The following is a 19,034-nucleotide window of genomic DNA, read 5'->3' as shown; positions in this document are numbered from 1 at the left end:
TCACCTCGATAATGTTTATTAGATTCATTATAGTTTATTTCATTTAAGAATGGATATTTTCCCATCTAACCATTCCATAATATCACTCATCACTTCATCTGCATTTAATTCATTTAATAATTCATGTCTAGCATTCTTATATAACTTATATGTAACATCTTGTACCCCTACATCTTGATAAGTTTTAACAACATCGATAATATCTTTTCCAAAATTACTCAAAGGATCTTTATCCCCACTGATGAAATACATAGGTAATGCCTTTGGAGTAAGTTTTATATTCTTCATTCGGTGTAGTTCCTGTATCCCTAATAACATATCATAATAAAAACTAGCTGTACATATTCCACCCGTGTAAGGATCCTTAATATATTTATCTACCTCATTCTTGTCTCTGGATATCCAATCAAATTCGGTTCGGTTTGGCCTAAATCTCTTATTAAATTTCCCAAAAATCAACTTATTCATGTGCGGACTTCTACCACGAACTCCTTTTCTGCGCACTTCATTTTTAACAACATATACACCAAGTTTTCCTAATAAACCTCCATCTCCACCACTTCCACTCAAAATCACACCATTTATTTTTTCACCATGCAACTGGATATATCTTCTAGTTAGAAAAGAACCCATACTATGTCCAAAAATAAATACTGGTAAACCAGGAAATTGTTCTTTGATCATGGTATTCAATATATGCATATCCTCAACAACTAAATTCCAACCATTTTGTTCTGCAAAAAAACCTAAATCTTCTTCATTTTCAGCTGTTTTTCCATGACCTCTATGATCATTCCCATATACAGCATACCCTTTTTGCACCAATCTTTTTGCAAAGTGACCATACCTTTCGATATGCTCTGCCATTCCATGAGAAATTTGAATCACAGCTTTAGGTTTAGAATCTGATACCCATCTTTTCACATGAAAAGACGTATCATTTGACTTAACAGAAAAAATCTCAGACTTCATTTTAGTTCATAGCTCCTTTCTATTTATTACTAGTTTGATATATCTTCAATTTTCTAGTGTGCATGTTATACTTAATATAGTAGGACATACATAAGCATTATCCAAAAAATATGAGAGTCTGTTTTACAATAAAAGCATTATTATATTCAATTATATATGAAACAGTGGATGATTAGCACTAATAATTGCTAACGTTTACGTATGTTCTTTTACAATTCAATATGAATAGGAGATTACAAGATGATAAAACCGCTTAAGATTTTACTCATAATATTGTTATTGTCTTCACTTATCGTTCCCTCATCAGCTTTTGCTGCCAAAAATGAAATCACAGTTTACGTTGAGGGATTAAAAGTTGATTTTTCTGATTCAGACCCTATTTTAGATGGAAACCGAGTCTTAATACCACTTCGCGGAGTTTTTGAAAAAATTGGAGCAAAAGTAGATTGGGACAATCAGTCAGAAACCATTAAATCAACATTACATAATGGAAATGAACAAAAAAAAGTGATTATGAAAATCAACTCGTCTTATGTACAGCAAATCAGTGAAGGTTCTAGCACTGATAGTACTGTTTCAAAGATTGATACTACAGCTAAATTAATAGAAAACAGAACATTAATTCCTCTGAGAGCAGCTGGAGAAGCATTTGGTTATGAGGTTTTGTGGGATGCTGATCATTCAACTGTGCATATGGAAAAAGGAGATTCACTAAACCTTAAAGAATCTAGTTTTCTAAATTATGACTATATAAGCAGTAGTTTATATGTACCAAATGATTTCGAATTTGAAGTCTTCTTTCTAACAAATAAACAAAGGGAAAACTACGGTCTTTCACCTCTTACATTAAATGCTAATATTAGTTATGTAGCTAATATAAAATCTTCAGATATGTTGATTAATGATTATTTTGACCATACATCACCAACTTATGGTTCACCTTTTGAAATGATGAAATCCTTCGGTTTAAATTATAAAGCAGCAGCCGAGAACATCGCAGTTGGTCAAAGTACACCGGAGCAAGTAGTAAATGGTTGGATGAATAGCTCAGGTCACAGGGCAAATATTTTATCAAATCAATATACTGAAATTGGTATTGGATATTCTTATGGCTCAAATAACGATTATGGACATCATTGGACTCAACAATTTTTAACACCTTAAATATTCATAACTTCTTTTTATCAGCCATCCAATATTTTTGGATGGTCTTTTTGTTTAAAACACTTGCATTTTTATGCATTTAATATATCATTTTATATAAATATACTAATGAACATGGGTGAGAACGTGAAAACAGCCGAAAAGAACATTATCGATTTATTTGAGTCTGCAAAAACTACTTCTGAATACGAACAAGTAAAAGAACTAATGAAACTAAAAGGTTATTCCGGTTTTAGTCAATTTTTGTATTGGATGAAAGAGCAACTTAAATCCTATGATGAATCAAATGCTTTAAGTGCAAAAGAATTATTAAATAAAGCAATTACCATTTTTCCAAATCCAAAAGAGTTTAGTCCTTCTTGGGTTAATGAGTGGATTCAGCTTGAAAAAATCATGGAATTTAAAAATGAAGTGTTAACTCAAGTTCCTCAGGAAAAACGTGATGGAGAATGGCAAGTTGTCATGGATAATCCCTATACAAATGAAGCTGTTGTTTGTTATCCAGCACTTTCATTTATTGAAGCTGCATATTTATATGGCTTCTTCAGATTAGATCTAAAAAACAATGAATATATCCGAATGCAAAAAGTCGAAGAACTTATTGTTTTCAAAGGAAACGATGAAGATAAACACATATGAAGGTATAATTAGATGTAGTAAACTAAAGCTCATACTCTCGAAGAGCTTACCGCATAATTTTTAATAAATATGGGATACAGTTTCTTATATATTCTTAAGTGATAAAAAAGCGTGGTGTTTGTATTACAATTATACAAACACTACGCTTTTTGTTTTCAAAATATTCTTCTTATTATCGACTTCCGAGTTTGTATGGTTTACCTAAAGCAGTAGGCGCTTCAGCACGTCCTATTAATCCTGCTAATACCAAAATGGTTAACAAATAAGGAAGAATAAAGATGAACTCAACTGGTACAAAATCAGTAATTCCAAACTGCTGCAGCACAGACTTTAAAGCCGTCGCCATTCCAAAAAATAATGCGGCAAACATCGTTTTGATTGGATGCCATTTCCCGAAGATAAGTGCGGCTAAAGCAATAAAACCATGTCCAGATATCGTGCTATGTGTAAAGTTGTTTGTTGTAGTTAGCACTAAAGTAGCTCCACCCATTGCTGCTAATCCTCCACTGATCATCACCGCAATATAACGAGTACGGAATACATTAATCCCCATCGTATCAGCTGCTCTAGGATGCTCTCCAACTGCTCTCAATCTCAATCCAAATGGTGTTTTAAATAACACCACATAAGATATGACGACTACAAAAAACATGATGATACTAGTTGGATAAGCTTTAAACAAAGAACCTACAATTGCATTATCAGATAAAAACGGAATGCTCCACTTGTCAAATGAAGTCATTAACGTTTTCGTCTGAGCAGAACCATTAAACAAAACCTTTGTAAAGTAAATTGCTGCACCAATTGCTAGGAAATTTAATGCTATCCCACTAACAACTTGATCAGCTTCATACCTAATAGATGCAACGGCATGCGGCAACGAGAATATTATCCCTGCAAGAATGGCACTTAAAAAACCAATCCATGGTGAGATAAAACTTCCTCCGAGTGCTTGATCTACAAAAAATGTGACTACAGCGCCTGTAAACGCCCCAATGATCATGAGTCCTTCTAACGCGATGTTAACAACTCCAGAACGTTCAGAAAACATGCCACCTATGGCTGCAAACACTAATGCTGTAGAAAAAACAATGGTATTGTGAGTTAGATCAACAATTAATTTTAGCCATTCCATGTTACTGTTCCTCCTGTTTGTTTACATTCAATGCGTTTAACAATCTTTTGAAAATCAACCTAGAAGCCACAAAGTAAATCACAAGCGCAATAACAATATTGATAATTTCAAACGGAACGCCAGCACCAAGTTTCATTCCTGTGGCACCAAATGACAAGAATCCAAATAGAAAAGCTCCAACAATGGATCCAAAGGCTGTATTCCCACCTAACAGCGCAACGGCGATACCATCAAAACCATATCCTTGGAATGCTGGTAAAATAATGACATTATGTGTTACACCAAGAACTTCTACAGCTCCACCTAAACCTGCAAACATTCCACTTACAACCATCGCTTTAACAATATTTCCTTTAACATTTATACCAGCGTATTCTGCAGCATGTGGATTTAATCCAACTGACCTTAATTCGTATCCTTGCTTCATTTTTTGTAATATCACATAAAATACAACCGCACATAGAAGAGCGATTAAAATTCCAAAATGAATTCGTGCATTGTTAAACATGTCCGTTAAAAATGCAAAGGATAACCATGAACTCTCTGCTAAGGTGACTGACTTTTGCTGTCCTTTTTCAATGAGATATTCTCTTATTAAATAGTTAGACAAGTATAATGCAATCCAGTTTAACATAATGGTAGTTATTACTTCATGAACACCTCTAGAGGCTTTTAGATAACCTGCTATACCGCCCCATAAACCGCCTACAACCCCTCCAACAATAACAGCTAGAGGCATATGGATAATGGCTGGCAAGTCAAGCATAATACCGACATAAGCTGCCGCTAACGATCCCATGATGAACTGACCTTCAGCACCTATATTAAACAAACCTGTCCTAAACGCAAATGCAACAGCTAGACCAGTAAAAATTAAAGGCGTGATCGTACGAATCGTCTCTCCAATTCCATAAATATTACCAAAAGCTTTTTTAAATAAAGCTTGATAGGCTTCAACTGGGTTATAACCACCAAACAACATAATAATTGCACCAATTAAAAGCCCTACAAACACCGAAATAAGAGGTATGATAATCGACTCTTTTAATAACCAACGTGATAATGTTTTCATTGTTCTTTACCTCTTTGGTTTATTTTTCCTCCTGACATCATTAACCCTAATTCTTTTTCATCCGTTTCTTTTGGATCTACGATGCCAACGATTTCTCCTTCATAAATAACTGCAATTCGATCAGAGACGTTTAATAATTCATCTAACTCCAATGAAATGAGCAATACAGCTTTTCCTTTGTCCCGTTGTTCGATTAATTTTTTATGTATAAACTCAATCGCTCCAACATCCAACCCTCTAGTAGGTTGTCCCGCGATTAACAAATCAGGATCACTGTCTACTTCCCGAGCAATAATCGCCTTTTGCTGATTACCACCTGATAACGCTCTAGCAGGTGTTTTATGACTTGGGGTACGAACATCAAATTGCTCAATTAAATCAATGGAATACTGATCAATTTCATCAAATTTTAAAAATCCATTTTTATTAAATCTAGGCTGATAGTAATTTTTTAATACCATGTTTTCACTCACTGAGAAATCTAAAATCAAACCTCTTTTATGACGATCTTCAGGAATGTGGCCTACTTTTTGCTCAGATATCTGTCTAGGATTAAGCGTTTGCAGTTTGGAACCATGTAACGTAATTTCTCCAGAAGACACTTTTCTCAGTCCTGTTAATACTTCGATTAACTCACTTTGACCATTTCCATCAACGCCAGCAATACCAAGTATTTCACCTGCATGAATATCTAAGGATAATTCATTCAAAGCAAGGACACCTCGACTATTTTCAGCACTAACTTTATTTACGTTAAGGATTTTCTCTTTTACTTGAGCTGGTTCTTTTTCTACTGAAAAACTTACCTTACGTCCAACCATTTTAGCTGCAAGCTCATCTGGGTTTGTAGTTTCAACGGATACGCTGTCAATAACCTTCCCGCGTCGAATGATCGTCACATTGTCAGACACTTCCATAATTTCTTTCAATTTATGAGTAATTAAAATGATCGTTTTGCCTTCTTTTATTAAATTGCGGAAAATTTTCATTAGCTCTACAATTTCTTGAGGCGTTAGTACAGCGGAGGGTTCATCAAAGATGAGAATATCTGCTCCACGGTATAATGTTTTTAATATCTCCACTCTTTGCTGCATTCCTACTGATATGTCCTTAATCGTAGCATGAGGATCAATATCTAAACCATATTGTTCTGAAATCTCATTTATTTTTTTAATAGCTTTACTTTGATCAATGATTAGTCCACTTCTGGGCTCAATGCCTAGAATAATATTCTGTACAACTGTAAATGGCTCTACAAGCATGAAATGCTGGTGAACCATTCCAATACCCAATTCATTTGCCATGTTTGGATTTGTTATTTTTACTACTTCACCATTGATCAAAATATCTCCCTCTTCTGGCTGATAAAGGCCAAATAAAACGTTCATCAAAGTGGACTTCCCTGCACCATTTTCTCCTAATAAAGCATGAATCTCGCCCTGTTTTACTTTAAAGCTAATGGAATCATTTGCTACGATACCTGGAAATCTTTTGGTGATCCCTCTCATTTCTACAGCAATATTTTCTTTATTCACCTTCATCACCTAATTAAATATATTTTTATCTCGTAATAACAATCCGTAAGACCTCCCTCTTTATGCAAAAAGGGAGGTACGGACTGTAGAAACATAGGTATGGAATAGTACATCTGTACTATTTGACTTTTCAATAAGCGCTACTGCCACTCACTGAAATTAGGTTCACTTATATTAAATACCTGAAGGGACAACAATTTCACCATTAATAATTTTTTCTTTATAATCGTTTACTGCATCCATGATTTCATCAGAAAGATTTGGGTTTTCAGCAGGTAATCCAACACCATTTTCAGCTAAACCAAGCTCTCTAACTCCACCTTCGAAGTTACCTTCGCCAAAGTCTTTAGAAACTTGATATACAGCTTCATCAACATATTTCATCATAGAAGTTAATGTAACTTCGTGACCAAAAGTAATAGATTGATCTTTATCTACACCAATTACCCAAACACCTGAACGTTCGCTTGCTTCTCCGAATACACCGTCACCAACTCCACCAGCTGCGTGGAAAATAACGTCAACACCATTGTCGTACATCGTTGCAGCAGATGCTTTACCTAAACCTGCATCAACAAATGAACCAGTATATTCAATTACAACTTCAATTGCTGGATCTACTGCTTTAACGCCTTCAACAAATCCTGTTTCGAACTTTTTGATAACAGGAATATCCATACCACCAACAAAACCAATTTTATTAGTTTCTGTAGTCATTGCCGCAACAACACCTACTAGGAAAGAACCTTCATGTTCTTTAAAAACAGTAGAAACAACATTTGGAGCATCAACAACTGCATCAATGATACCGAAGTTGCTATCTGGATTTTGTTCAGCGATAGCTGCGATTGCATCACCCATTAAGAAACCAATACCCCAAGTTAAATCCCAACCATCATTTACAAATTCATTTAAGTTAGGTTCAAAGTCACTTTCACCTTGACTTTCTATGTAGTCTACTTTAGCACCAGCTTCTTCTAAACGTTGTAAACCTTCCCAAGCACTTTGATTAAAGGAGTTATCGTGTACTCCACCAACATCTGTAACCATTCCAACTTTAATTTCATTTTCTAGACTTTCTTCACCTGGTTCTGAATCTTGAGCACAACCAACTAAAGCTAAAGAAAACACTAAAGTTAAAATTAGCCCCTTAAACATAAAACTCTTTTTCATTTTGTAAATCCCCCTTCTTTTTTCGTCTGACAAGCCATTTTTAAAAGTTATGTATCCATGTCAGAATAGAAACCTATTATTATTTTATACAATTATCAGTACATTATTAGGCTTCTATGAATATATATAGCACAATTTATTATAATCTCCAAGCTGATTTTAGTTAATTACAGTGTCATTGCGTTAAAATTTTTCCATAATTACACTTTTTAGAATTCTGAGATATATAAAATATGTATTTTTTGGGTTTTAATTACTTTTATCCGCAGATTTATTTGCTTTCTCTGTTTTTAACGGTTGGAATTTTTTCATCATTAAGATATAACACTTTCATTTCATTATTGTTTAATTTTACATTACATACTTTTAGTTTTTGTTCAGTAATTTCATATAATTCCCATAGTTTAGCATCATTTACTTGCTCTTGTTCAAGAAACACAGGAAGTTCTTCCTCTGCTTCTTGTAATGAGTCCCAAAACTGTGTTCCGTAATAAGGGAGTTTGTATATGTTGATTAGTGTGCAAGTATAAATTTGAGCGCTTTCCTTATGTTTTAACACAAACGGCATTTCTTTATTCCTCCCATTTTATGTATTGCAGCCACAACAATCTAATGTGAAAGGACACAATCACTTTATGGATTGTGCCCTTGAAGTATATTTATATCCATTTCTCAACAAGAAAATTATTTCTTATAAATATTCATTTTCATGTCTAGCTTTTAGTTTCTGCCAACGACGTTCTACTTCATCTTCAAACGATTTATATGCAGCCTCGTATTCTGGTTTTGTCATATGTTTGGTTTTACCCATCGTTTTTAACCAATCAGATAATGGAATTCTTTTCTTCTTAGCTTCTGGATCATAAGTGATTGTTGTGATGCCTCTTTCTATCTCATACAATGGGAAGAAACATGAACCTACAGCCGCATCAATGATTGTAGCCCCTTCTTTTTCCTCTGACAACCAGTTTAATGGACAAGTAATTAATATCTTTCCATACACCAAACCTTCATTCTGAGCATACCATTGGGCTTTAGCTGCTTTTTTCACTAGATCCTGCGGGAATGCTTCAGAACCTGTAAATACATATGGTATATTTGTTGCTGCCATAATTTGAGCCGTATCTTTATGATGGAACAATTTACCACCTTGATGTTTACCTACGTTCGAAGTAGAAGTTCTATGTCCTAAAGGAGTAGAGTAGGATAATTGAGCTCCTGTATTCATATATCCTTCATTATCATATTCTAGAATAATCATTTTATGATTACGTAATGCAGCACCAATCGCTGGTCCCATCCCGATATCCATACCACCGTCACCAGTGATCATGACAAACGTAAAATCATCTTGTAAACCTAAATGGTCAAGCTCTCCTCTACGTTTACGCTCCCAGAACATCTCAACAACACCTGACAACGTTGCAGCTCCATTTTGGAATAAATTATGAATATAAGTAGCTTTATGAGCTGAATAAGGATATCCTGTCGTTACAACCATCGCACAGCCTGTATGGAACAATGCAACGATGTCTCCTTCAATTCCTTTAAAGAATAGTTCTAATCCTGAGAATATACCACAACCAGGACATGCTCCATGACCTGAAGCGATTCTCTTCGGTTTTTTAGTTAACTGACGTAATGGTGGAATGCGAACCTTTAATTTGCCTGCGTCCTCATCTTCTGTCACCTTAATAAGACCCGTATTTAAATCCTCATATTTCATCGGTTCTAATACACGTTTCGGTGCTTTATCAGGATCTCCAGGTGTATGACCATGGTAATCAAAAGGTACTTCGACTTTATCATTTTCCACAGCATCAATCGCTAGTTGGAAAAATTCATGTCCGTCTTCAGCATAAAAATCCTTTCCACCTAATCCATAAATTCGACTGATCACTTTAGTTGTTGTATTACCGTGAGTAAATAGAGCGGCTTTAATTTCCATTACCATATTACCACCGTGCGCACCGTAAGAGTCTGCGCGATCCCCAACTGTAATTGCTTTGACATTCTTTAATGCTTCTGCAATTTGTTTTTGTGGAAAGGGTCTTATAATATTAGGTGCAATCGAGCCCGCTTTGATTCCTTTTTCACGCAATTGGTCTACTACGTCTTTAACAATCTCTGAAGATGAGTTCATTAAAAATACGGCAACTTCTGCGTCTTCCATGCGATATTGGCTTAATATAGGATATTCACGACCTGTTAATTCTAAATATTCTTTTTGAATGCGGTCATAAACATCTTCCGCTCTATATATCGCTTCGGATTGCTGATAACAGTTATTAATATAATCTGGCTCATTCATGTAAGGTCCAACAGTGATTGGATTATTACGATCCAGAGTATCTGGATATCCTTCTGGAGGATTTTCTCCAACAAACTCAAGCACATCTGAACGATCTTTCATCGTCATTACACGACGTTTTTGATGTGAAGTGAAGAAACCATCCTGAGCAACGATAACTGGTAATCGCACTTCAGGGTCTTCAGCAAGTTTTAGAGCAATGATGTTCATATCATAAACGGCTTGAGGATCACTGCACATTAAAATTGGCCAACCTGTATTTAAGGCATAATAAAGATCCGAGTGATCTCCATGAATATTAAGGGGTCCTGAAACAGAACGACAAACTAAGTTCATAACCATAGGAAGTCTAGTTCCAGATTGAACTGGCATTTGCTCTAACATATATAAATATCCGTTTGCACTCGTTGCGTTAAATACACGTCCGCCAGCTGTAGAAGCTCCGTAACAAACACCAGCTGAACCATGTTCACCATCTGCCGGTATTAGCACGATATCATGTTGTCCACTTGTTTTCATTAAATCTAAATATTGCGCTACCTCCGTTGAAGGAGAGATCGGGAAGTATCCCATGATATGATAATTGATCTGGTGTGCAGCGTAGGCTGCCATCTCGTTACCAGATTCATACACCACTCGCTGTTCTACTTTTCCTTTTGTTTTTTCATTACTCATTTCTATCGCCATTTGAATCTCACCTCTTCACTATTCAAATTTATTTAGCTAGGTTAAACACATGAGGGACTCTATGCTTGTCAGAATAACCCTCTTCTTCACGAGCAGAAGATAAAGCTTCCGTTGGGCATGCTGTTACACATTTTAGACACCCTTTGCAATATTGATAATCTATACCTTGTAAAAACATTTGAGGTCTACCTTTTTTGTCAGGCTGCTCATCCCATACAAAACAATAATCAGGACAGACGTTATCACAAGATGCACAATGAATACATGTATTTTCGTCAAAATGTGGCAGCATACCTGATCTAGAAATACTTAAATCCTTCAGAATGCTATTCCCAGGATTAGTAATCACGCCACCCATTGGTTGAGTTTCATAACCTAAAACCGATTCATCACTTCTTTTAAATTCTGGCATTTCCTCGCCATCTGCTAATTCAATCGTTTTGAACTGGACTTCATTATAACCACGATCAAAAGTACGAATAGCTGGTGCAACTGCCTGAGGGTACTTTTTACCCAAGGATTTCTCGATGACATCACGCATGATTTGTGGGTCAAGAAATTCACATAATCTGAATAACCCACCAAGCATAGCCATGTTTACTCGATTTTTTTCTTCAAGTGAAATCCCTGTTGCATCAATCACAGCGATCGTTCCACCTAACATATTGAAATTTTCCTTCAATTGATCAGGTGATTTGTTGGAATTAATTAATACAATGCTATCTTCATAAATCCCGCTGGTCACATTAATTGTTTTGGAAAGAGCTTCATGAAATACCCCTACTACATGTGGTCTTTCAACTGGTGTAGTATCACGAATATTTGCATTTATATCGCAAAAGCGAATGTGAGCTTTTACAGGTGAACCTTTTTTCTCTGATCCATAAGATGAAAAACTTACGCCATTAAAACCTGCACCAACAACGCCTGCTTCAGCTAACATTTTTCCTGCTAAGTTGGCACCTAAACCACCTATGGATTCCAAACGAATTTCAAAAAATCCTAATTCGTTAACCTTTGGAAGTGAACTCATCCATTTTTCCCCTTTCTCCCATGTCATTTAATCAACTCGCACAATGATTAGTTATCAAACAAATTAATTAAATATACATCTAGTAATTTTATAATAACAGCAGCTTGAAATTATGGCAACAATAATGTTCTTTACCGCCCTATAAATTGTTTTTATACTGTGCTTTTGTCACTTTCTTTGATATACAACAGATAGTCTCGTGTAGTATAACAGATATAACTCAATTTAGACGTTTTATTCATCATAATAATTATTAATAAACCAAATATAAGAATGAAAAGTTTAGTAAGCCTTCTTCATCCTTTATTTATTGCATTTCCAGAACCCTAAAGGCACTTAATCTGGATATTTATTGAACAATACAACGAATGTAACTCGTGATCAAATTACGAATCTCACAAATGTATAAATATACAGATGAGAGGCAAAATTTGTATAAATATTTAAAGCGCCCGTATGGGCGCTTTAAATATTCAATCTCTATATTTTATCACGATCATCATACTATAAACCTTCCTCTTTTTTAGGAGAGATAACAAATGATTACCTTTCAATATTAATGACCGCATCAGATGGAGTCAGGTGTTCTTTTTCTCCAATAGAAAAACTAGTTTGTTGGCGATTTATTTCTACATATTGAGCAACCTCTTCACCATCAAGAAACACCAACAAATAAATGTCATCCCTTTTATAAATATTACTTGGGTCTTTAAAAGCAACACCTAATTGGTCATTTATTCCTTCTTGTGAAGTATAAGGTGTAATAAGATAGGCTTTATCCCAGTCGAAATTTATGAAAGATTGTATATTGATTTCACTATTATCTTTGTTTTCTACAACAGAATTAATGGATTCATCTAATTCTTTATTATGTAGTACACTATCTTGACTACAACCAGCTAATAGTAATAAAAATAGAATAGATACAGTTAGATGTTTGACAAGTTTGATTTGCATTATAAAAGCCTCCACTCTCATGATGTTAAATAAATTTATCTTCTACTAAAGTTCAGATTTATATTAAACAATTTTTTAGTTAAATAATAGGATAGACATCCAAATAAAATAAATCCTATAAAATAAATGAAACTATTCGTTGGAATTGAATAATAAGGTGAAATAATTCCTACAAAATATCCCCCAACTAGTCCAGAACAAAGAACGATACCAAACATAAAAAGATTATTTAATTTAGGAAACAACAGAAACTTTCCATTATGCTCTACACTACTTTTTGTATACAGATACAGACCTGTTATTAAAAAAATGATCGTGTATAAAATTGGAACGACTAAAAAGTAATGTTCAATATACAGAAGTCTTGATGTTTTTAAATACGTTCCCAAATATGATCCTATTGTGATTGCAAGGTAAACATCATAGTCCATTTTTATACTTACTTGTTCAAAAAGTTCTAATAATAATCTCATAAACCATGTAGGAAATGTAAAGAAAACATATGTTAATATAACTTGATATATAAATCCACCTGTGATTGTCCCCAATAACAATGAAAGAGTATAAAGAGCGATGAATGTCATTAAAGGATAGATAAAATAAATTAAAGAATATTCAAAATTCAACAAAGCTTGATATTCAGAAAAATAAATGATCACTTGAGAAATTAAATAATTGATTACAAATGCTGAAACGATAGATACAGTTCCAATCATCCATTTATACATGAAAATTTCTTTTCGTGAAAAAGGGAGTGAAAACGTAAAATCATGTGTTTTATTTTCTCTTTCTCTCCCAATAAGTACACCGCTCAATATAACAATAAATATCATTAGCACAAAATATTGGTTTGAAAAATCAAGTACAGTTCTATAGAAAGAATCTTTATTAAACGTATCTACACTCTCAGATAAATTTTGCAGCCTAATAATGACTTGAATCGGGATGCCTATTAAGAATAAAATGCAGATGGACCATAATATGAGTTTTGCTTGTTTATAATCTTTCTTCAAAAGTGCCTTTCTCATCATTTACCCCCCCTATTCATTTCATATTAATTCGATAATAACCTCCCTATCCATAAATTTGTCGCTCATTTTTTAGTTTCTAACCTTCAAATCTGTCTCTATCATAATTTATATATTTATCTACTGCTGATTTTCAAATTCAATTTATATAATTTCTTGGTAAAAAAATAAGATATAACGCCAAATCCAATAAAACCACAAAAATAATTTATCATTCTAAATTGTTCTAATCGATTGGAAACAAATGTCTCCCCGATTAAACCACCAAATAAAGCAAAACAAAACACAATACCAAACATGAAAAACTTATTTAATTGAGGGAATATCAGGAACATCCCATTGTTCTCCACCTTATTTCTTTGATACAGAAAAATACTAATTGGTAATAAAGTCAAGGTCAACAAAACTGGAAATAGCAAATAGTGATAAGAAAACAAATAGTCATAGGATTGATATGAATATAAGTCCGCCTGAACACCACCTGCATCTTGTAAGATATGAAAAAAGACTCTTTTTGCTGCGCTTATATCATAATAATGTCCTAAATATAATACATCCGTTATATTAAAGATGGTCCGACTGTAATATAATTCATACATATCTAACCTAAATATATTTTCAAATAACCTAAACATTAATACGGGAATACCTAGTGGAAAAATGAAAAAGATAAATGCTAATGCTACTTGATAAATGAATCCACCTGTTATCGTGCCAAAAAACAACGCTAACGTATAAAGTGCAATAAATGATAAAAAAGGGTATATGAAATATACAAAGGACCATTCAATATTTAAATACTCCCGGTATGCTGAAAAGTAAATAAATGCTTGTGATAAAATAAAACTTAAAACAAATGAAGTCACAATAAATGTAAATCCAATAATCCATTTCGATAAAAATACTTCTTTTCGGGAAAAGGGAAGTGAAAATGTAAAATCATTCGTTTTGTTTCCTCTTTCTGCTCCTATTAAAGTACTTGCCAAAACAAAAATCATAAATAATAATACGTTATAAATAGATGTGAAATTCAAAATAGAATGATAAAAATAATCTGTGTAAAGTACATAACTCGAGTCATTCTCTTTTTGTTCTTTTATCAATTCGGTTAGACCTTGTAAACGTATTGCTGCTTGAATCGGCATTCCAAAAAATAGTAAAACCCAGATTGACCATAAAATAAACTTTGCTTGTTTATAATCTTTTTTCCAAAGTGCTTTATTAAACAAACTCTTCACCTCCCAGCTTTGCTACAAATAAATCTTCAAGTGTTAATGGAAGTTCCTCGAAATATACTGGTTGCTCATTTTGTATCAGACTAGATAATTTATCAATGTCTCCTTCTAACAACAAAGTAAACACACGACCTGTTTTATTAAGCTGTCTAACATTGTCTTTTGATGATATAGATGTAGGTAAATTTCCATTAAAAACAACCTGTATTTTTTTATACTTTTTTTTCATATCTAAGAGATCTGTGTGAGACTCAATTTTTCCATCTTTCATCACCATTATCGTATCTGATATTTGTTCTAACTCTTCTAAACGGTGTGATGAGATTAAAATGGATGTATGCCCTTCTGACACTTCTTCTAGTATGTATTTCAATATTTGCTTTTTAATAATGACATCCAAACCATCAGTCGGTTCATCTAAAATAATCAGTTTAGCCTTTGTGGAAAAGGCAAGTACCAGCGAAAACAATACCTTCATTCCTTTAGAGTAGTTTCTGATTTTCCTGTCATGATTTAATGAAAATTTCTTCAATAGTTTGTAAAAATACGTCTGATCAAAGTTAGGATATGTTAACTTATAAAGTTGAACAATTTCACGAATCGAATAACTTTTTAATGCTTCTGGTGAATCAGGAACAAATACGATCTGTTGCTTTATTGCTGGTTTTGTGTATACACTTTCTTGTTCAAAACGTATATCTCCTTGAGTTGGAGTTAGAATCCCGACAATTGTTTTTAATAATGTTGTTTTTCCTGCACCATTCCTACCCACTAGACCAACAATTTTTCCAGGCTCAATCTCAAAAGAAATATTGTTTAAAATCTTGTGATTTTGGATCGTTTTACTCACATTTTCAACCCTCAGCATCTGTTTCGCCCCCTAGCTCTTTGTACTGCTCATCAAGCCACTGCAATATTTGTTCTTTAGTGATGTTATAATATCTTGCTTCAATCAATATTTGCTTCAGTGCTGTCTGTAACTCCTCCGCCTTTTTAGAATCAAAATTAGAAACAGGTTGATCAGAAATGAAAGTCCCTTTCCCTCTAAGTGTCACAATGACCTCTTGCCGCTCCAGCTCCTGATATGCTTTACTTACTGTGTTAGGATTAACTAACAATGTAGATGATAATTCTCTAACTGAAGGCAGTTTTTCATTCACTTGAAGAATTCCTTTCACTTTAAGCTCTTTAATCTGCTTAATAATTTGTTCATAAATGGGAGTCTGACTTTTCTGATCAATATGTATTAACATATGAATCCCTCCCTGTATTGTATTAAGTGTACTACTTGATGTAGTACACTTAATACAATACAACATTATGTGAATGGAGTCAATTTAACTGAATAATTAAACTTAAACTTTGATATGTACAAGTAACATCTCATTTATTCTTGGAAAAAGGGATGAAATGATGGTATTAAAGCGGGGTACACTTAGATCTTAAGCAAAGCTGAAAACCAATAAAAAATAAGCCACATTAAAATCTGTGACTTAGTTTTTTCAACTTTGTTGACCCTTATTTTTAATCTTTTCAACTAATTACTTGTTTTTAAAATTTCATCATATCTTTTTTGAAAACTTTCTCTTAATGAAGCTTTTAATTCTTTCACCCCTATTACTTTTTTCAACAACTCAACATCTTTTTGATTTGTATAATGGAGTTTATTCACATCAGATATAGAAACCTCTTGAGGATGTCGTTCAATAAGCACTAAAGGCTGACCTGGTTCTATATATCCTTCTTTCAACACTCGAAAATAAAATCCCGTATAGCCACTCTCACTAACCATTTTTGCAAATTTGTCATGTTTCATATTCTTAGCAAGTACCCTACAAGGTTGTCTGGGCAAACTAACTTGCAATCTCGTTTCTCCAAGTTCAAAAATATCTCCAATACATACTTCTTCCTCAGATATTCCTTTAACAGTTAAATTTTCACCAAAAGAAGGGATGTCCACTTTACGATTCAATTCATTTTCCCAGTGCTTGTAATGATCATATGTATACACACATAATACTTGATCTGGACCACCATGATACTTCAAATCCGCTTGTTCATCCCCTTGAATAATGGTGGAGGATACATATACTTTTCCAGTGACAGGTGTTTTTTTTATCGCGGAATCCAAACCTTCTTCTATCGTTTCAGATTTCCCTATATTGATTGAAAAAACTTCATAGTTCATGAACATTTCCACTCCTTTATTTTTGATTCAAAAAAATATTAAATCTATCTTAACAAGGGAGGGAATGTTTTACAACGCATAGCTAAAAAAATATACATGTGACCTGGTTATTAGGCCATCATGTATATCTTTTTTCTAGTAGGACATATTATTTTTGTAACCCTTTTTCAATAGCTGTCCATAAACCGTCATTTGTCAATCCAACTTCCCAAACGGAAACTCCAGCTAAACCATATTGATCAACCAAATCTACTTTGTCAGTTATACTTTTACTGTCTTCATACCAAACAATATGTTCGTCACCATTAGTATCCGTGTATGTTAAATACGGAGAATTTGCAGCATCATCCCAATACATCTGTGTAGAGTTATTTGTGTTTATGATTTTCGAAAGCTCGCTCCATAAAATAGATTTGTTTTTTGATGAATTATTTAAATTCCAATCATAACCATATGAATTAATACCTATGAGGATTTTATCTGAATCTATTTCGGATACTGCATATTTCAATACATTTTCAACCCAATCCAACCCAGAAACTGGACCAGGCTCACCCCAAGGACCATTCTGATCATAGGTCATTAATTGTATATAATCTACAACTTCTCCTAACGCAGTGTAATCAAAGGCTCCACTCCAAGGAGCATTTGGATTGTCAGTAGTTTTTGCTGAGACAGAAACAATAACTTCATATCCTTTTGGTTGTAATTGATCAGCTAACTCTTGTACGAATAGTGTATAAGCTTCTCTATCTTCAGGATGCATATCTTCAAAATCCAAATTTATACCATCATAGTTATAATCTTTTAATAACTGTTCTATATTATTAATCGTCTTTTCACTTAATTGTTTATCATTAAGTATAAGACTAGCTAAATCTGCATCAAATACATGACCATTGTTTACAGTCGCATAAGTTTTTATATGATTATCATTTGCAAAATCAATAGCTTCACTCACATCTAAACCATCGATTTCTCCTGAGTTGGTAATGGAATAAGTTGTTGTAGCAATGGAGTCAATTGAATCTTCAAATTCTACTAACGAATCATATGATGACATGTCTTGTGCATTATATTTTGTATAAAACGCCAATACTTTATCATCTAAGGTAGATAATAATCCTTGATCTTCTAATACATTAAAAACAGAATAAGCAGAATCCACTAAAAATCCACGATTAGCGGACGTAGTATAATCATCATAGCTTTCAATGAAATCCCAGTCTAATGACGCAGCAACATAATCCTCTGCCCATTCACTTACTTCACCTTTAACATTTTGATTTTTTTCAATTTCTTCATCAGCCAGTACTTCATATCCAATAGTTAGCATTTTTGCAAACTGTTCATATGTAACAGTTTCATCGGGTGCAAACATATCTTCTCCAATCCCATTGATAATTCCATATTCAGCTGCAGTCTCAATATATTTATAAGACCATCTATTTACAGATACATCTGAAAAAGTAGGTGTCTCAAATATGTTTGATATGTCTAAATCAAAAATTAATGTTATAATTTTTGCTGCCTGCTCACGTGTCATTTCGTCTTCTAAATGAGGTAAACCATCCTCATATCCATTAAAGATTCTCTCATCTTTTAATTCTTCAAACTTTTGTTCAGTTGTCTTGGCCTCAACTGTAGTTGATGTTGTTATCATTGTAAATACCATGGCTGATGTAAGTAATACTGATATGCTTTTCTTCATGGTAAACGCTCCTTCTAGTTGTTGTATGCTATTTTAATAAGTGATAATTACGTTTGTTTAATCTACTTCTATTTTAATATAAGAAAATGAACATAATATTAAATAGTAATAAATAATATGAAATACACTCTCTCTAACCTCTAAAAAAAATACAATTAATATGATATCAACTATTATTTTATATTTCTACCAGT

17 protein-coding genes are annotated in these 19,034 nt (G+C 33.5%); 2 read left to right on the top strand and 15 right to left on the bottom strand.

The features are described 5' to 3' along the window. Positions 1-39 precede the first annotated feature (39 nt). Positions 40-972: an alpha/beta hydrolase gene (locus tag Q5Y73_RS08440; RefSeq protein WP_305991421.1), complete on the bottom strand. Its 933-nt coding sequence runs from the start codon at positions 970-972 to the stop codon at positions 40-42. Between the two features lie 240 nt (positions 973-1,212). Here Q5Y73_RS08440 and Q5Y73_RS08435 point away from each other — a divergent pair, with 240 nt between their 5' ends. After that, positions 1,213-2,136 (top strand): stalk domain-containing protein, encoded by a 924-nt coding sequence (locus tag Q5Y73_RS08435; RefSeq protein WP_305991420.1) that lies wholly within the window; start codon positions 1,213-1,215, stop codon positions 2,134-2,136. 126 nt (positions 2,137-2,262) lie between these two features. Then, entirely contained in the window at positions 2,263-2,775 is a 513-nt protein-coding gene (locus tag Q5Y73_RS08430) for a hypothetical protein (RefSeq protein WP_305991419.1), read from the top strand. A 172-nt stretch (positions 2,776-2,947) separates the two neighbouring features. On the opposite strand, the gene Q5Y73_RS08425 is transcribed toward Q5Y73_RS08430, so the two are convergent. From Q5Y73_RS08425 to Q5Y73_RS08360, 14 genes are all read right to left on the bottom strand, one after another. Further along, entirely contained in the window at positions 2,948-3,910 is a 963-nt protein-coding gene (locus Q5Y73_RS08425; protein WP_305991418.1) for an ABC transporter permease, read from the bottom strand. 1 nt (position 3,911) lies between these two features. Continuing rightward, positions 3,912-4,982, bottom strand: coding sequence for an ABC transporter permease (locus tag Q5Y73_RS08420; RefSeq protein WP_305991417.1), 1,071 nt, complete (start codon positions 4,980-4,982; stop codon positions 3,912-3,914). Next, the gene (locus tag Q5Y73_RS08415; RefSeq protein ID WP_305991635.1) at positions 4,979-6,490 is read right to left on the bottom strand and encodes an ABC transporter ATP-binding protein; all 1,512 of its coding nucleotides are present in this window, start codon (positions 6,488-6,490) and stop codon (positions 4,979-4,981) included. Before Q5Y73_RS08415 ends, Q5Y73_RS08420 begins: the two co-directional genes overlap by 4 nt. A 201-nt stretch (positions 6,491-6,691) precedes the next feature. Next, a complete protein-coding gene (locus tag Q5Y73_RS08410) occupies positions 6,692-7,690 on the bottom strand; it encodes a BMP family lipoprotein (RefSeq protein WP_305991416.1) in 999 nt (332 codons plus the stop codon). Between the two features lie 271 nt (positions 7,691-7,961). Continuing rightward, positions 7,962-8,258: a hypothetical protein gene (locus Q5Y73_RS08405; RefSeq protein WP_305991415.1), complete on the bottom strand. Its 297-nt coding sequence runs from the start codon at positions 8,256-8,258 to the stop codon at positions 7,962-7,964. Between the two features lie 123 nt (positions 8,259-8,381). Next, complete coding sequence (locus Q5Y73_RS08400; RefSeq protein WP_305991414.1) at positions 8,382-10,688, bottom strand: thiamine pyrophosphate-dependent enzyme; 2,307 nt, start codon at positions 10,686-10,688, stop codon at positions 8,382-8,384. Between the two features lie 28 nt (positions 10,689-10,716). Then, positions 10,717-11,721, bottom strand: a complete 1,005-nt coding sequence (locus tag Q5Y73_RS08395) for a 2-oxoacid:acceptor oxidoreductase family protein (protein ID WP_305991413.1) — start codon at positions 11,719-11,721, stop codon at positions 10,717-10,719. A gap of 543 nt (positions 11,722-12,264) precedes the next feature. After that, positions 12,265-12,678, bottom strand: coding sequence for a hypothetical protein (locus tag Q5Y73_RS08390; protein ID WP_305991412.1), 414 nt, complete (start codon positions 12,676-12,678; stop codon positions 12,265-12,267). Between the two features lie 35 nt (positions 12,679-12,713). Further along, complete coding sequence (locus Q5Y73_RS08385) at positions 12,714-13,706, bottom strand: ABC transporter permease (protein ID WP_305991411.1); 993 nt, start codon at positions 13,704-13,706, stop codon at positions 12,714-12,716. A gap of 116 nt (positions 13,707-13,822) precedes the next feature. Further along, complete coding sequence (locus tag Q5Y73_RS08380) at positions 13,823-14,935, bottom strand: ABC transporter permease (protein WP_305991410.1); 1,113 nt, start codon at positions 14,933-14,935, stop codon at positions 13,823-13,825. Further along, positions 14,928-15,809 (bottom strand): ABC transporter ATP-binding protein, encoded by an 882-nt coding sequence (locus Q5Y73_RS08375; protein ID WP_305991409.1) that lies wholly within the window; start codon positions 15,807-15,809, stop codon positions 14,928-14,930. The genes Q5Y73_RS08380 and Q5Y73_RS08375 overlap by 8 nt, the downstream gene beginning before the upstream one ends. After that, entirely contained in the window at positions 15,796-16,194 is a 399-nt protein-coding gene (locus tag Q5Y73_RS08370) for a GntR family transcriptional regulator (RefSeq protein WP_305991408.1), read from the bottom strand. The genes Q5Y73_RS08375 and Q5Y73_RS08370 overlap by 14 nt, the downstream gene beginning before the upstream one ends. A gap of 284 nt (positions 16,195-16,478) precedes the next feature. Continuing rightward, positions 16,479-17,129, bottom strand: a complete 651-nt coding sequence (locus Q5Y73_RS08365) for an MOSC domain-containing protein (protein WP_305991407.1) — start codon at positions 17,127-17,129, stop codon at positions 16,479-16,481. Positions 17,130-17,277: 148 nt separating this feature from the next. Beyond that, on the bottom strand, positions 17,278-18,840 hold the full coding sequence (locus Q5Y73_RS08360; protein WP_305991406.1) for a glycosyl hydrolase family 18 protein: 1,563 nt from the start codon (positions 18,838-18,840) through the stop codon (positions 17,278-17,280). Between the last annotated feature and the right edge of the window lie 194 nt (positions 18,841-19,034).

Origin of the sequence: Chengkuizengella axinellae (assembly GCF_030730905.1) — a bacterium.
GTDB lineage: Bacteria > Bacillota > Bacilli > Paenibacillales > KCTC-33759 > Chengkuizengella > Chengkuizengella axinellae.
This window is presented reverse-complemented; position numbering and strand designations above follow the sequence as displayed.

Excerpts from the sequence above, each read along its gene's own strand:
- Q5Y73_RS08410 (WP_305991416.1), bottom strand. The coding sequence starts at position 7,690 with ATGAAAAAGAGTTTTATGTTTAAGGGGCTAATTTTAACTTTAGTGTTT.
- Q5Y73_RS08400 (WP_305991414.1), bottom strand. The coding sequence starts at position 10,688 with ATGGCGATAGAAATGAGTAATGAAAAAACAAAAGGAAAAGTAGAACAG.
- Q5Y73_RS08385 (WP_305991411.1), bottom strand. The coding sequence starts at position 13,706 with ATGAGAAAGGCACTTTTGAAGAAAGATTATAAACAAGCAAAACTCATA.
- Q5Y73_RS08405 (WP_305991415.1), bottom strand. The coding sequence starts at position 8,258 with ATGCCGTTTGTGTTAAAACATAAGGAAAGCGCTCAAATTTATACTTGC.
- Q5Y73_RS08370 (WP_305991408.1), bottom strand. The coding sequence starts at position 16,194 with ATGTTAATACATATTGATCAGAAAAGTCAGACTCCCATTTATGAACAA.
- Q5Y73_RS08375 (WP_305991409.1), bottom strand. The coding sequence starts at position 15,809 with ATGCTGAGGGTTGAAAATGTGAGTAAAACGATCCAAAATCACAAGATT.
- Q5Y73_RS08415 (WP_305991635.1), bottom strand. The coding sequence starts at position 6,490 with ATGAGAGGGATCACCAAAAGATTTCCAGGTATCGTAGCAAATGATTCC.
- Q5Y73_RS08425 (WP_305991418.1), bottom strand. The coding sequence starts at position 3,910 with ATGGAATGGCTAAAATTAATTGTTGATCTAACTCACAATACCATTGTT.
- Q5Y73_RS08440 (WP_305991421.1), bottom strand. The coding sequence starts at position 972 with ATGAAGTCTGAGATTTTTTCTGTTAAGTCAAATGATACGTCTTTTCAT.
- Q5Y73_RS08365 (WP_305991407.1), bottom strand. The coding sequence starts at position 17,129 with ATGAACTATGAAGTTTTTTCAATCAATATAGGGAAATCTGAAACGATA.
- Q5Y73_RS08420 (WP_305991417.1), bottom strand. The coding sequence starts at position 4,982 with ATGAAAACATTATCACGTTGGTTATTAAAAGAGTCGATTATCATACCT.
- Q5Y73_RS08360 (WP_305991406.1), bottom strand. The coding sequence starts at position 18,840 with ATGAAGAAAAGCATATCAGTATTACTTACATCAGCCATGGTATTTACA.
- Q5Y73_RS08435 (WP_305991420.1), top strand. The coding sequence starts at position 1,213 with ATGATAAAACCGCTTAAGATTTTACTCATAATATTGTTATTGTCTTCA.
- Q5Y73_RS08395 (WP_305991413.1), bottom strand. The coding sequence starts at position 11,721 with ATGAGTTCACTTCCAAAGGTTAACGAATTAGGATTTTTTGAAATTCGT.
- Q5Y73_RS08390 (WP_305991412.1), bottom strand. The coding sequence starts at position 12,678 with ATGCAAATCAAACTTGTCAAACATCTAACTGTATCTATTCTATTTTTA.